At 75.2% G+C, this 14022-nt stretch carries 13 protein-coding genes; 8 read left to right on the forward strand and 5 right to left on the reverse strand.

Going from position 1 to position 14022, the window contains the following annotated elements; all coding sequences use genetic code 11:
• Nucleotides 1–90 precede the first annotated feature (90 nt).
• Nucleotides 91–525: a hypothetical protein gene (locus HDA31_RS18740; RefSeq protein ID WP_074475867.1), complete on the forward strand. Its 435-nt coding sequence runs from the start codon at nt 91–93 to the stop codon at nt 523–525.
• Here the strand turns inward: HDA31_RS18740 and HDA31_RS18745 are convergent.
• Nucleotides 488–1495, reverse strand: a complete 1008-nt coding sequence (locus tag HDA31_RS18745) for a DUF389 domain-containing protein (protein ID WP_178064189.1) — start codon at nt 1493–1495, stop codon at nt 488–490. The genes HDA31_RS18740 and HDA31_RS18745 overlap by 38 nt on opposite strands.
• A 178-nt stretch (nt 1496–1673) precedes the next feature.
• Here HDA31_RS18745 and HDA31_RS18750 point away from each other — a divergent pair, with 178 nt between their 5' ends.
• From HDA31_RS18750 to HDA31_RS18775, 6 genes are all read left to right on the forward strand, one after another.
• Nucleotides 1674–3023, forward strand: a complete 1350-nt coding sequence (locus tag HDA31_RS18750; protein WP_178064188.1) for a lipopolysaccharide biosynthesis protein — start codon at nt 1674–1676, stop codon at nt 3021–3023.
• Nucleotides 3024–3057: 34 nt separating this feature from the next.
• Nucleotides 3058–4269, forward strand: coding sequence for a glycosyltransferase family 4 protein (locus HDA31_RS18755; protein ID WP_178064187.1), 1212 nt, complete (start codon nt 3058–3060; stop codon nt 4267–4269).
• A 165-nt stretch (nt 4270–4434) separates the two neighbouring features.
• A complete protein-coding gene (locus HDA31_RS18760) occupies nt 4435–5568 on the forward strand; it encodes a DegT/DnrJ/EryC1/StrS family aminotransferase (protein ID WP_246384540.1) in 1134 nt (377 codons plus the stop codon).
• The gene (locus HDA31_RS18765; protein ID WP_178064186.1) at nt 5565–6206 is read left to right on the forward strand and encodes a sugar transferase; all 642 of its coding nucleotides are present in this window, start codon (nt 5565–5567) and stop codon (nt 6204–6206) included. Before HDA31_RS18760 ends, HDA31_RS18765 begins: the two co-directional genes overlap by 4 nt.
• Entirely contained in the window at nt 6203–6847 is a 645-nt protein-coding gene (locus tag HDA31_RS18770; protein ID WP_178064185.1) for a NeuD/PglB/VioB family sugar acetyltransferase, read from the forward strand. Before HDA31_RS18765 ends, HDA31_RS18770 begins: the two co-directional genes overlap by 4 nt.
• The gene (locus HDA31_RS18775; protein ID WP_178064184.1) at nt 6844–8028 is read left to right on the forward strand and encodes a glycosyltransferase family 4 protein; all 1185 of its coding nucleotides are present in this window, start codon (nt 6844–6846) and stop codon (nt 8026–8028) included. Before HDA31_RS18770 ends, HDA31_RS18775 begins: the two co-directional genes overlap by 4 nt.
• A gap of 141 nt (nt 8029–8169) precedes the next feature.
• Here HDA31_RS18775 and HDA31_RS18780 read toward each other — a convergent pair whose 3' ends face one another.
• From HDA31_RS18780 to HDA31_RS18795, 4 genes are all read right to left on the reverse strand, one after another.
• Nucleotides 8170–9159, reverse strand: coding sequence for an NAD-dependent epimerase/dehydratase family protein (locus tag HDA31_RS18780; protein WP_178064183.1), 990 nt, complete (start codon nt 9157–9159; stop codon nt 8170–8172).
• Nucleotides 9156–10481, reverse strand: coding sequence for a nucleotide sugar dehydrogenase (locus HDA31_RS18785; RefSeq protein ID WP_246384539.1), 1326 nt, complete (start codon nt 10479–10481; stop codon nt 9156–9158). The genes HDA31_RS18780 and HDA31_RS18785 overlap by 4 nt, the downstream gene beginning before the upstream one ends.
• Nucleotides 10482–10543: 62 nt before the next feature.
• Nucleotides 10544–11422: an NAD-dependent epimerase/dehydratase family protein gene (locus HDA31_RS18790; RefSeq protein WP_246384538.1), complete on the reverse strand. Its 879-nt coding sequence runs from the start codon at nt 11420–11422 to the stop codon at nt 10544–10546.
• The gene (locus HDA31_RS18795; RefSeq protein WP_178064181.1) at nt 11419–12147 is read right to left on the reverse strand and encodes a nucleotidyltransferase family protein; all 729 of its coding nucleotides are present in this window, start codon (nt 12145–12147) and stop codon (nt 11419–11421) included. The genes HDA31_RS18790 and HDA31_RS18795 overlap by 4 nt, the downstream gene beginning before the upstream one ends.
• 288 nt (nt 12148–12435) lie before the next feature.
• Here HDA31_RS18795 and HDA31_RS18800 point away from each other — a divergent pair, with 288 nt between their 5' ends.
• On the forward strand, nt 12436–13962 hold the full coding sequence (locus tag HDA31_RS18800; protein ID WP_178064180.1) for a hypothetical protein: 1527 nt from the start codon (nt 12436–12438) through the stop codon (nt 13960–13962).
• The last annotated feature ends 60 nt before the right edge of the window (nt 13963–14022 follow it).

Raw genomic sequence — 14022 nt, forward strand, 5'->3', positions numbered from 1 at the left:
GGGTGACGCCCGACTCCCGAGGCCCGGCGGCGACGCCCGGGACCCGGGCCGACGACGCGGGCGCGCGGCGGCGCGCGTACCGTCGGCGGCGTGGGTGAGGACGACGGCCTTCGGTGGCGGGAGCGGCAGCGCCACGCGGTGCGGGCGCACGCGGCGGCCGAGGCCCGACAGCGCGCCGCGGAGCAGGCGGAGGCCGCGGAGCTGGTGGCGGGTTTCGCCGCCGAGGCGCTGCGGCGCGGGCTGCGCAGCGAGCCGCTGCGGGCGGTCGGCTACGACGGGCGCGGCCACTACCGCACCCGGCTCACCGGCTGGTACGTGGACCGGGCCCGCACCCGCGCCGTGGACACCGAGGGCCGCTTCTACCTGCTCTCCGTGCCGCCCGGCCTGCGGGCGCGGCTGTTCGGGGCGCAGCCGGAGCCCACCCCGCCGCCGCTGGTGGTCGGGCGCGGCGGCCGCGACGGCGAGTCGGTGCCCCTGGCGACCCTGCTCAGCCTGCGTCTGGAGGCGGGCGACGACTGGCGGTGAGCCGCGCCGCCCGGCTTGACTGCTGCCGGGGCACGCTGCCTGCGGACCGCCGCTGCACCCAGCGCCACCAGCAGAGCTGCACGACCAGGGTGAGCAGGCCGGCCAGCACGATGGCGGTCAGGTTGATCACGAGCTGGAGGGCGGAGCCGGCCGCCTCCCGCCACACCCCGTAGGCGGCGGCGACGGCGACGTTCGCGGCGGCCGGCACGGTGGTGACCGAGATCAGCACGCCGACGAGCGAGCCGGACTTCTTCGAGGTCAGCGAGAGCATGCCGGCCACGCCGGCCAGCAGGCCGACCACCCAGGACAGCGCGTCGGGCCGCCAGATGAAGTCGGTCAGCGGCCGGTCGGCCAGCAGCATGTTCCGGTCGACCAGGCCGGCGGCGGTCAGCGCCCAGGTGCTCAGCACGGTGGCCAGCACGGCGGCCAGGAAGCCCACCACGAGGGCCTGCACGGAACGGCCGACGACGGCGGGCCGGCGGCGCAGCAACGCCACGCAGAGGGCGGCGAGCGGGCCGAACTCGGGGCCGACCACCATCGCGCCGACGATCAGGATCGGCTGGTCGAGCAGCACGCCGATGCCGGCGATCATGGTGGCCACCACGATCAGCACCAGGAACGTCGCGGACAGCTCGGTCTGCTCGCCGGTCTTGGCGGCGATCTCGTCCCAGACGACCGCGTCCGTGCCGCTGCCCGGCGCCTCCTCGGCGGCCCGGTCCGCGGCGGCGGACAGCGTCAGCTCCACGTCGTCGGCGGCGATGCCCCCGCGCGCCTCGACGCCGAGCCGGCGCAGGTCGTGCAGGACGACGTCGGCCCGCTCGCGGACCACGTCGCAGAGGACGAGATCGCCCGCAGGCCGGCGGGCCGCGCCGGGCAGGACGACCAGGTGGGTCACGCCCGGGTCCGCGCCGAGCAGGTCCACCACGGCCGACGACTGGTCCGGCGGCACGATCACCCGCAGATGCAGCACAGCTCGCTCCCCAGGAGATGGGCCGGGCCCCACGCCCGCGCAGACCATACCCGGCCCCGGGGCCGCGCGCCGCCGGCCGGGGCCGTAACGCGGCACGGGGCCCCGGGGTTAGTGGGACGAGGACCACGAGCGGGCGGGGGATCCGTCGTCGGTCCGACCGCAGACGAAGGGGTCGACGTTGGCCAACCCAGCGCCGGGCGGCCGGTGGTCCGGCCTGTCGAGGGTGAGCTGGTTCCTCGCCGGCCTGGCCATGACCTCGCTCGCGCAGTGGACCATCGTCACGGTGCTCGCCCGGGCCGGCAGCCCCGGCCTGGTCGGCCAGTACGCCCTCGGTCTCGCGGTCGGCGCGCCGGTGGTCCTGGTCTGCGGGCTCGGGCTCCAGCCGGTCCTGGTCACCGACGTGGCCGGCCGGTTCACCTTCCACGAGTACCTGCGGCTGCGGCTGGCCGGGATGGCGGTGGCGCTCCTCGCGATCGGCGTCGTCGCGTACGCGATGGGCTCGGGGGGTGGGCCCGTCGTCCTGCTCGTCGGCGTGGCGAAGGCGCTCGACGCGGTCGGCGAGATCTACTTCGGCATCCTGCAACGCCGCCGCGCGATGCGTACCGTCGGGTTGTCGATGGCCCTCAACGCCGCGCTCTCGGTCGTCGTCACCACGGGCCTGCTCCTGGCGACGGGCAGCGTCGCCGTCGCGGCCCTCGGCTCGGTCGCCGGCTCGGCGCTCGGCTCCGTCGGCTACCCCCGGTGGGTGGTCCGCCCGGACCTGCGGCGGGCCGCCGGGGCGGGCGGGTGGGCGGCGCTGCGCCGGCAGCGCCGGCTGGTCGTCACCGCCCTGCCCGTCGGCTTCGCCTACAGCCTCACCTCGTTCACCGGCAACGTGCCGATGTACGTCGTGCAGCACGAGCTGGGCGCGCAGGCGCTGGGGGTGTTCGCCGCGCTGAGCTACGCGACGATGGGGGCGAACCTCCTCTACGCCGCGATGTACCAGGTGCTCCTGCACCGGATGGCCGAGCTGGCCGGCGCGGGGCGGCTGCGGGCGCTGCGCGGCCTGGTCGTCCGGCTCGTGCTGGGCTCGCTGCTGTTCGGGCTGGCGGGCGCGCTGGTCGCCCGGCTGGCCGGCGAGGTGGTGCTGGGGCTGCTCTACGGGCGCGACTACTCCCGGCACTGGCCGGTGCTGGTGGTCCTCGCGCTGGGCATCGGCGCGAGCGGCGCGCTGTACTTCGTCAACGCCGCGTTGCTGGCGCTGCACCGCTTCCAGCACCACCTGACGGCGACCCTGCCCACGCTCGGGCTCGTCGCGGCGGCGAGCCTGCTGCTGGTCCCCCGGCACGGGCTGATCGGCGCGGCGTCGGCCGCCGTCCTGGCGCTGGTGGTGGAGGCCGTCACGAAGACGCTGCTGCTGCGGCACGCGCTGGCCCGGGCGGTTGGTGGGCCCGGCACGCCGCCGCCGGGCGACGGGGGGCCGCGGGACCGGCCGGCCGCAGGACCGGTGCCGCCGGAACGGAGTAACGTACCCAAAGTCACCATATAACCGCGTACCTGACATCTTGGACAGTGAGCTATCGATGACCTGCCTCGCCATCGTCACGGAGTACCGATTCGTCCGCACTCCCGAGGGACGGCTGTGGGTCGGGGTCGGCCCGGAGTACGACATCTGGACCCGCTACCTCGCGGCCTTCGACCGGGTCCGGGTCGTCGCCCGGGTCCAGGACGTCGGGGAACGGCCGCCGGGGGTCGCCCGGGTCGACGGGCCGGGCGTCGAGGTGTGGCCGCTGCCGTACTACGTGGGGGCGGCCGGGTTCCTCGCCCACGCGACGCGGATCCGGCGGTCGGCGCTGGCGGGCACCGAGGACGCCGACGTCGTCATGCTCCGGGTGCCCTCCCCCATCGCCAACACCATCAGCGGCCACCTCGACCGCCGCCAGCGGCCCTACTGCCTGGAGGTCGTCGGCGACCCCGACGCCGTGCTGTCGCGCGGGGTCGTCGACCACCCGCTGCGTCCCCTCCTGCGCCGCTGGGCCACCGCCGCGATGCGGCGGCAGTGCCGGCGGGCGGCGGCGGCCGTGTACGAGACCGGACGCACCCTCCAGGCGCGGTACCCGGCGCGGGACGGGTCCCCCAGCGAAGGCATCTCCTCCGTCGAGCTGCCACCCGCCGCCTTCGCGGCCGCCCCCCGGACGCACGACGCCCCGCCGGGGCGGGCGGTCCTGGTCTCGGTCGGCACGCTCGACCAGTTGTACAAGGGCGTCGACATCCTCATCGAGGCGCTGGCCCTCCTCGGCGACGGGGCGGCGCACCGGCTCGTGCACGTCGGCCGGGGGCGCTACCTGCCCAGGCTGCGCCGGCTCGCCGAGGAGCGGGGCGTCGCCGACCGGGTCGAGTTCGCCGGCTGGCTGCCCACCCCCGACGACCTCCGGCGGCGGCTCGACCAGGCCGACCTGTTCGTCATGCCGTCGCGCACCGAGGGGCTGCCCCGGGCCCTGATCGAGGCCATGGCCCGGGGCCTGCCCGCGATCGGCTCGGCCGTCGGCGGGATCCCCGAGCTGCTGCCGCCCGACTGCCTGGTGCCGCCGGGCGACCCCGCCGCGCTGGCGGCGGCCCTGCGCGGGATGCTGTCCGACCCGTGCCGGCTGAGCCGGGCGTCGGCGCGCAACCTCGCCGCCGCCCGCGCGTTCGGGGCGGACGTGCTGGCCGCCCGGCGCACCGCCTTCTACCGCTCCCTGCGCCACCTCGGGGCCGCCCCCGCCGCGCGGGTGGGCGTGTCCGCCGAGGGCTGAGGGACGCAGGGAGCGCGGCCGGGGCGACCACTTTGGCCATTGGCCAGTTTTATTGTGATCAAAACTGATAAAAGTGGAATGTCACATGAAATATCCACGGGAGTCCACCATGAACGCTCGCCGACCCGCAGTCCGGCCTCGTGCCACGTCCCCGAGTGAGCCGACGTGACGGGCCGGATCGCGCTGTTCCAGCCCGACGTCGGCCCGCTCGAGGAGTCGTTCCTGCTGCGCGCCTTCCGCTCCGGCTGGCCGGGGCCAGCCGGCCCCGAGACGGAGGCGTTCGAGGCCGAGATCGCCGGGCGGGCGGGGGTCCGGCACGCCGTCGGGGTCAGCTCGGGGACGGCCGCGCTGCACCTGGCGCTGCTCGCCTGCGGCGCGGGCCCCGGCACCGTCGTCGTGGTGCCGACGCTCACCTTCGCCGCGACGGCCAACGCGGCCGTCTACACCGGGGCCCGGCCCGTCTTCGTCGACAGCGACCCCGCCACCGGCAACGTCGACCCGGACCTGCTGGCCGACCTGCTCGACCGCCTGGCCGCCGCCGGCGTCCGGGTCGCCGCCGTGATGTCGGTCGACCTCAACGGCACCTGCGCGGACTACTCGCGGCTGCGCCCGGTCTGCCGGGCGGCCGGGGTGCCCCTGGTGGAGGACGCCGCCCAGGCCCTCGGGTCGACCCACGACGGCGAGCCGGCCGGGTCCTTCGGCTCGCTCGGCACCTTCTCCTTCAGCTGGAACAAGGTCATCACCACCTCGGCGGGCGGGATGGTGGTGACGGACGACGCGGCGCTCGCGGCCCGCTGCCGGCACCTGTCGACCCAGGCCCGCGAGCCGGTGACGCACTACGAGCACCGGGACGTCGGCTACAACTACCGGCTGAGCAACCTGCTCGCCGCCGTCGGCCGGGCGCAGCTCCGCCGGCTGGACGAGATGATCGAGCGCCGCCGCCGGCTACGCGAGCGGTACGCGAAGCTGTTCGCCGCCGTCCCCGGCACCCGGATCGTCGGCGACGGCGACCCCGGTGCGAACTGCTGGCTGACGTCGGTGGCGGTGGACCCCGAGGTGGCCGGCTGGGGGGCGGGGCACCTGGGCCGCCACCTGGCCCGGCGGGGCGTCGAGACGCGGCCGATGTGGAAGCCGATGCACCGCCAGCCCGTCTTCGCCGGCCACGACGCCGTGGTCACCGGCGTCGCCGACCGGCTCTTCGCGCGCAGCGTCTCGCTGCCCAGCGGATCGAGCCTGACCGACGCCGACGCCGAGCGCCTCTTCGCGGCGCTCGAGGAGTTCCTGGAGGAACGGGGATGAGCCGGGATCGCTACGAGCGGATCAAACGCGTCCTCGACGTGACCGTGGCGGCGCTGGTGCTCGTCCTGGCCGCCCCGGTGATGGCGGCGACCGCCCTGGCCATCGCCCTGACCATGGGTCGGCCGGTGCTGTTCCGCCAGTCCCGCCCCGGGCTGCACGGCGAGCTGTTCGAGCTGGTCAAGTTCCGGTCCATGCGGGCCGAGGGCGACCCGCTGTCGCCCCTGCACGACGCCAGGCGGATGACCCCGCTGGGCCGTTGGCTGCGGGCCACCAGCCTGGACGAGCTGCCCTCGCTGTGGAACGTGCTGCGGGGCGACATGAGCCTCGTCGGGCCGCGCCCCCTGCTGCCGCAGTACGTGCCGCGCTACACCGCCGAGCAGTTCCGCCGCCACGAGGTCCGCCCGGGCGTCACCGGCCTGCAACAGGTACGCGGCCGCAACGCCCTCGCCTGGGAGGAGCGCTTCATGCTCGACGTCTGGTACGTCGAGCACCGCAGCCTCCTGCTGGACCTGCGCATCCTCGCCTGGACGGTGGTCACCGTGCTGCGCCGCGACGGCATCACGGCGCCCGGCAGCGCGACCGCCCACGAGTACCGGGGCGTCCCGGTGCCCGACCGCACGCGGGAGCCCGCCCGGTGAGCCCGGATTTGGTGATCGTCGGGTGCGGCGGCCACGGCCGGGAGCTCCTCGGCATCGTCCGGGCGGTCAACGACGCGGCGGCCGGCGGCCCGGTCTGGCAGGTGCGGGGGTTCGTCGACGACGACCCGACGGAGGAGAACCGCAAGCGGGTGCAGCGGCTCGGCGTGCCGTGGCTGGGCCCGGTGCCGTCCCTGGCCGACGCCGGGGGCGCGCACGTGGTGGTCGGCGTCGGCGACCCCCGGGCGCGCGGGCGGGTCGCCCGCCGGGTCGACGCGTACGGGCTGCCGGCGGCGGTGCTGGTCCACCCGGACGCCACCCTCGGCGCGGACGCCCGCGTCGGCGAGGGGACGGTGCTGTTCGCCGGCGCCCGGGTGACCACCAACGTGACGCTGGGCCGGCACGTGCACCTGAACCAGAACGCGGCGGTCGGGCACGACTGCGTGTTCGGCGACCACGTGTCGGTCAACCCGCTCGCCGCCGTCTCCGGCGGCTGCCGGCTCGACCCGGACGTGCTGATCGGGGCGGGCGCGGTGGTCCTCCAGGGGCTCCGGGTGGGCGCGGGCGCGACCGTCGGCGCGGCGGCCTGCGTGGTACGCGACGTGCCGCCCGGCGTGGTGGTGAAGGGGGTGCCGGCGAGGTGAGGGTCGTCGTCACCACCGAGTACCGCTACGCCGTCACGCCCGACGGCCGGGTCTGGACGTCGCACACGCACGGCTACGACATCTGGCGGCGCTACCTCTCGGCCTTCGACGAGGTGCGCGTGGTGGCCCGGGTCGCCGCGCAGCCCCGGGTGCCGGAGACGGCGCTACGGGTCGACGGCCCCGGGGTCACGGTGCACCCGGTGCCGCACTACGTCGGGCCGCAGCAGTACCTGCGCCAGCGGGTGCCGATCGGCCGCGCCATGGCGACCGCCGCCGGGCGCGACGACGCGGTGATCCTGCGGGTGCCCTCCGCGCTGGGCTCCCTGCTGGCCGGCGTCCGCCGCCGGCACGGCCTGCCGTACGCCTTGGAGGTCGTGGGCGACCCGTACGACGTGCTCGCGCCCGGGGTGGTCCGGCATCCGCTGCGGCCCCTGCTGCGCCAGCGCTTCGCGACCCGGCTGCGCCGCGAGTGCGGCTCGGCGGTCGCCGTCTCCTACGTGACGGCGGACTATCTCCAGGCCCGCTACCCGGCGGCCCCCCACGCGCCGACGGTCAACGTGTCGAGCATCGACCTGCCGCCCGAGGCGTTCACCGCCGCCCCGCGGGCCGTCCGGGCCGATGCCGGCGGCGAACGCACGCTCATCTCGATCGGGACGCTCGACCAGCTCTACAAGGGCGTCGACACGCTCGTCGAGGCGGTGGCCCGGCTGGCGGCGCGCGGGGTCGACGTCCGGCTCGTCCACGCCGGCGCCGGCCGGTTCGCCGGGCACCTGGCGGCCCTGGCCGGGGCGCGGGGCGTCGCCGACCGGGTGACGTTCGCCGGCTGGGTGGCCCCCGGCGCGCCGCTGCACGCCCTCCTCGACGCGGCCGACCTGGCGGTCATGCCGTCGCGGACCGAGGGGCTGCCGCGCGCGCTGATCGAGGCCATGGCCCGCGCGCTGCCGGCGATCGGCACCGCCGTCGGCGGCATCCCGGAGCTGCTCGCGCCCGAGGACCTGGTCGGCCCCGACGACCCCGGGGCGCTGGCGGAGGCGATCGCCCGGATGCTGGCCGACCCGGACCGGATGGCGCGCGCCTCGGCCCGCAACCTCGCCCACGCCCGGCGCTACTCCCGAGACTCCCTGGAGCCCCGGCGGCACGCCTTCTACCGGTCGGTGCGCGAGGCCACGGCCCGGCGCTGAGCGGCGCTCACGCCGGGGAGTGTCCGCTCGGGGCGCGGCCCCGGCCCGCCGACGTGTCACCGTCCCCCGCACGGCCACGGCCGCCATCCGCGGCGGTGGCGGGAGCCGACCGCGCTCCCGCCACCGCCCTGCGTCTCTTCGTCACCGGCCGCGGGCGTCCACCGTCCCGGCGCGCCAGGCGCGGTACCAGTCGAAGGTCCGACGTACCCCGTCCTCCAGCGGCACCACCGGCTCGAAGCCGGTCAGCCGGCGCAGCGTCGCCAGGTCGGGGCAGCGGCGGTGCACCGACCCGGGCGGCGCGGGCATCGGTTGCAGGACCGGGGCCGCGTCGGCGACCCGCAGCACCAGCTTGGCCAGGTCGCCGATGTTGGTCTGCTCGGCGTCGTTGCCGACGTGCACGATCTCGCCGGCCGCGGCCGGGCAGCGCATCAGCCGCAGCACCGCCTCGACCGCGTCGTCGACGTGGCAGAACGCGCGGTACTGGTCGGCGCCCCACACCCGGAACGGGTCCTCCCCGTCGAGGGCGCGCAGCGACATCTCCGGGATGACGTGGTCCGTGCCCATCCTCGGGCCGTAGACGTTGTGGAAGCGGCCGACCGTGGCGGCGCAGCGTCGGGCGCGGGCGGCGTGCACGAAGGCGGCCTCGCCGAGCAGCTTGCTGATCGCGTACGAGAACCGGGGCGACGTGACGTCGGTGATCATGACGGGGACGTCCTCGGCCGTCGGCACCGGCACGACGCGGGCGTCGACGCCGCCGGCGTACACCTCGCTGGTGGAGCTGAAGAAGACCCGGTCGCCGGGCTCGACCCAGTCCAGCAGGTGCAGCGCCGTCAGGGTGTTGACCCGGATCACCCGCGTCGGATCGGCCTCGACGTTGCGCACCCCGACCACGGCGGCGAGCAGGTAGATCTCGTCGCAGCCGCGCGGCAGCGCCGCCCAGGCCTGCGGCCGGGTCAGGTCCGCCGAGACGACCTCGACGGCCGGGTCGTCACGCAGCGCGCCGAGGCGCTCGTCGTCGCGGCCCCGGGAGAAGTCGTCGACGACGACCACGCGGTGACCGTCGGCGAGCAGCCGCTCGGTCAGGTGCAGGCCGATGAAGCCCGCGCCGCCGAGGACGAGGGCCCGCCTCACGCCGGCACCCGGCCGGTGGGGGCGGCGGCGCGTGGGGCGGGCAGGTAGCCGATGCCGGCGTACCGCGCCCCGGCGGCGGTCACGGCCGCCTCGTCGAGGATCCGCCACGAGTCGTAGACGACGCCCGCCCCGCCGGCCGCGAGCAGCCCGCCGACCTCCAGCGCCCGGTAGTCGGGGTGGTCGTTGACCACGAGCACCGCGTCGCTGTCGCAGAACGCCTTGTCCAGGCTGGTCGGCTCGCCGCCGTAGGCCCGGATGACCTGGTCGGGCACCATCGGGTCGTGCCCGGCCACGACCAGCCCGGCCGCCCGGAAGACCGGCATCATCGCGGCGATCGGCGTGCCGCGCATGTCGTCGGTGGGGGGCCACCCCTTGTACGCCCAGCCCAGCACGGCCAGCCGGGCGCCGGCGGTGTCGCCGCGCCGCTGCCGGATCAGCTCCACGACGGTCTCGGCGACGTGCACCGGCAGGCGCTCGTTGAGCCGCCGGGCCGCCCCGACCAGGAACGCGCCGTCGTCGCCGGCGCTGGCCACCATCAGGTACGGATCCTTCGACAGGCAACCGCCGCCGACGTACCCGGGCCGGCTCAGGTCCGGCCGGGGGTAGTCGAGGTTGGCGGCCCGGATCACCTCCAGCGGGTCAAGGCCGTGCCGCTCGGCGATCAGCGCCACCTCGTTGCCGAACGAGTAGATCAGGTCGGTGTGGCAGTTGTTGGAGAGCTTGACCAGCTCGGCGGCCTCCAGGCTGGACACCGGCACGGTCTGCCGGGCGAGCCCGCCGAACAGCTCCAGCCCGGCGTGCAGGCTCTCGTCGTCCACGCCGCCGACGACCTGGGGCAGCTCGACCAGTTCCCGCAGCGCCTGCCCCTGGATGGTCCGCTCCGGGGCCATCACCAGCAGCGCCCGCCCCCACGCCGCGGTCAGCGCCGGCAGCACCACCCGGCGGCTCGTCCCGACGGGGACGGTGCTGCGGACGATCACCAGGGTCTGCGGGCCGCACCAGCGGGCCACCTGTTCGGCCGCCGCCGCGAGGTTGGACAGGTCGGGCCGCCGGGACCCCTCGTCCACCGGCGTGGAGACGCTGAGCACCACCGCGTCGAGGTCCGCCGGCAGCTCGTCGTCGACGAACACCGAACGGCCCGCGTGCGTGGCGAACACGTCGGCGATGCCCGGCTCGAAGATGTGCGGGCGGCCGCCGCGCAGCGCCGCCCGCACCGCCGGGTTCGCGTCCACCCCGTGCACCTCGAACCCCTTGCGCGCCAGCGCGGCGGCCAGCGTCAGCCCGACGTAGCCGAGGCCGACGATCCCTATCCTGCGATACACGTTGTCCTCTTCCCCTCGTTTGTCGTGCTCGGTGCACCGGCCCGCCCGCGCGGGCGGGCCGGTCAGGCGCCCATCGCGGCCCAGCTCGCCTTGACCGACTCGGCGAGCTCGTAGGAGGGCGTCCAGCCCAGGTCGCGCGCGGCCCGGGAGATGTCGCCGCACATCCAGTCGACCGCCGCCGAGCGGCCCGGCGGCGGCTGGTCCTCGCGGACCGCGCCGGTGAAGCCGGCCGCCTCCGCCATCAGCCGGACCGCCTCCCGCACCGGCACGGCCCGGCCGCTGGCGACGTTGTAGACCCGCTGCGGCAGCCAGGGGGCCCGGACGGCGGCGGCCACGGCGGCGGCCACGTCCCGGACGTCGACGAAGTCCCGGTGGGCCGAGAGGGGACCGACGGTGATCCGGCCGCCGGGCGTCGCGCGGCGCAGCAGCGTCGCGACCCGGCCGAGCACGGTGTCGGCGGACAGGCCGGGGCCGATCGGGTTGAACACCCGCAGCGTGACGCCGTCGACCCGGCCCGCGGCGGCGGCCAGCTCGACCAGCCGGGTGGCGGTCAGGTGGGTCAGGCCGTACTCGCTCACCGGGCGCGCGTCGTCGCTCTCGGCGGCGGCGTGCCCGTGCGGCACCGGCCCGTACTCCCCGGCGGAGCCGATGCGCACCAGCCGCGCGCCGGGGGCCCCGGCCGCGACGGCCTCGACGAGTTTCGCGGTCACCGACACGTTCGCCGCGACGAGTTCGTCGGCCCGCCCGTCGAGCCGGCCGGTGCAGGCCACCACCGCGTCGGGCCGGGCGGCGCGCAGCAGCGCGCCCAGCTCGTCGACGTCGCAGGCGACGAGGTCGACGTCGCGCCGGCCGGGGCAGACCAGCGCCGCGTGCGGGCGCAGGGCGGCGCGGACGTGCCCGCCGATGAAGCCGGAGCCGCCGAGGACCAGGACGGTGGTCACACCGGCTCCGGGGTGCGCGGGGACAGCAGGATCGGCCGGAGCCGTTCGAACGCCCGGTTGGCCTCGTCGTAGTCCTCGGGCCGGCCGATGTCGAGCCAGTAGCCGTCGAACTGGTAGCTCGCCGGCGGCTCCCCGCGTTCGAGCAGGTCCAGCACGAGTTGGTCGAAGCCGAACGCGAGCCCGGCCGGGTACGCGGCGATGGTGCGCGCGGAGAGGCCGTAGACGCCCATGCTGACGTGGTAGTCGAGGACGGGCTTTTCGCTGAACTCGACCACCCGGCCGTCCTCGACCGACAGCACGCCGAAGTCGATCTTCACGGTGCGGTGGAAGGTCGCCACGGTCAGCGGGGCCCCGGAGGCGGCGTGGGTGCGCAGCAGGTCGCCGTAGTCCAGGTCGGTGAGCACGTCCCCGTTCATCACCAGGAAGTGCTCGGGCAGCCGGTCGCGGATGCCGAACAGCGGCCCGATCGTCGACAGGGGGACGCTCTCCTCCACGTACCGCACGCGCAGCCCGAACCGGGAGCCGTCGCCGACGAACGCGCGGATCAGCGAGCCGAGGTGGTTGATCGCCAGGGTGACGTCGGTGAAGCCGCAGCTCGCGAGCTGGTGCAGGACGATCTCCAGGATGGCGTGGCTGTCCCCGATCGGCACCAGCGGTTTCGGCAGGGAGGTCGTGTACGGCTTGAGCCGCGTCCCCTTGCCACCGGCCATGATCACTACATGCATCTCGTCATCCGATCCGTCCGTCGCTGCCGGCGTCCCGGCCACCGTCAGGCGTGGGTCGGGTGTCGCCGGGCGGTCGCCCCCGTAACACCCAGGGCAACGACCGATCCGCGCCCGAGAAACGCCCATAACAGAGCATTAGCCGCCTTTATCTCGATACCACTCCCGGCCACCCGGACGGATCCATTCGGGTGGCCATCCCGTAGCGCTGAGTAACGTTCCCGGCCCGGACCTGGTTAGGAGGGTGTCGACGCCACCGGCGCACCCATGCCGCCGCACGAGGAGGATCCGATGACGACCCTGGCTGGTCCCGCCGCACGACCCGTCGGCGCGCTCCGCGCGAACGGGCCGGTGACCACGGGGAAGCCGGTGGACAACAACGTCCTGGCCGCGATCCTCGTGACGTCGCTGAGCATCGCGCTGATGGTGTGCCTACCGGACCTGCGCCACTGGTTCATGGCGCCCACGACCCTCACCGGCGTTCTCATCGGCGCCGAGGCGCTGCGGTGGTTCCGCCGGGGCGTCGACGTGTTCGACCCGCGGGCCTGCGCGGGCCTGATCGGGCTCCAGTTCCTCTACCTCGCGCCGATCCTCAACGTGGCCCTCGACGAGTGGGTGACGAGGGTCTACGACCAGCCGGTCTGGCGCGACGCGCTCGGGATGCTCGGCATCCTCAACGCGGTCGGCACGGCCCTCTACCGGGTGGTGGTCGCCCTTCCCCGCCGGCCCCGCCGACGGCACCGCCGGCTGCCCGCGATGCACCTGCCCACCTTCTACACGGCGGGCCTGGCGCTCGCGGTGGTCAGCATCGCCGCGATGGGCTACGAGATCGCCATCTTCGGCGGCATCGACGGCTTCGTCGCCACGATGGCCGACCAGGCCAACCGGGTCAAGGACATGACCGGGCTCGGCCCGCTCATCGTGCTCTCCGAGGCGTTCCCGTACGTCGTCTTCACCCTCGCGCTCGTCCGCTGGCGCAGGATGCTCGCCCGGAACACCGTCCTGCTGGTCCTGCTCGTGCTCGCGCTGACCGTGACCCAGTTCTTCATCGGCGGGCTCAAGGGCAGCCGCAGCAGCACCCTCTGGCCGCTGCTGCTCGCGCTCGTCCTGGTCAACGTCACGGTCCGGCGGGTGCCCCGCAAGGTCCTCGCCGTGGTGGGGGTCCTCGCCTTCGCCTTCATCTACCTGTACGCCTTCTACAAGCTGGGCGGCACCAAGGCCATCGACGAGATCCGGCGGGCCGGCACGGTCCAGGGCGCCGTGTCGGACACGGGGCGGGACATGCCCATGCTGCTCACCGCGGACCTGGGCCGCGCCGACATCCAGAGCGTCATCCTGCACCGCTACCTCGACGGCCAGTTCGAGCCGGTGCTCGGGGCGACGTACGCCAACGCCTGGTTCATGTTCCTGCCCGACGGCCTCTTCCCCGACGTACCGACCAGCAAGGTCGACGTGGGATCGCGCATCCTCTACAACCCGCTCTACTCGGAGGAGGAGGGCGATTCGAGTAAGATCTACGGCACGGCCGGTGAGGGCATCATCAACTTCGGCCTGGTCGGCGGCGTGCTCTCCTTCGTGGCCTTCGGCCTCGCCGTCCGCGCCGTCCAGGGGTACTACACGGCGGCCGTGGCCGCGCCGGACCTGACGCCGAAGCTCGTCGCGCCCGTGGTGTGGGTCCTCGTCACCACCCAGAGCTCCGACCTGGACAACGTCCTGTTCTGCCTCGTCAAGTACTCCATGCCGACGCTCCTGCTGGTCTGGCTGGCCTGCCGGTTCGGCCGCCGGCACCGCGTACGCCCGCTGTCGGCGGTGCCCTGACCCGCGCCGGTCCTCCACGGCGCGGAACCGCCCGGGGCCGACCCCACACCCCAGCCGACC

Origin of the sequence: Micromonospora carbonacea, assembly GCF_014205165.1 — a bacterium.
GTDB lineage: Bacteria > Actinomycetota > Actinomycetes > Mycobacteriales > Micromonosporaceae > Micromonospora > Micromonospora carbonacea.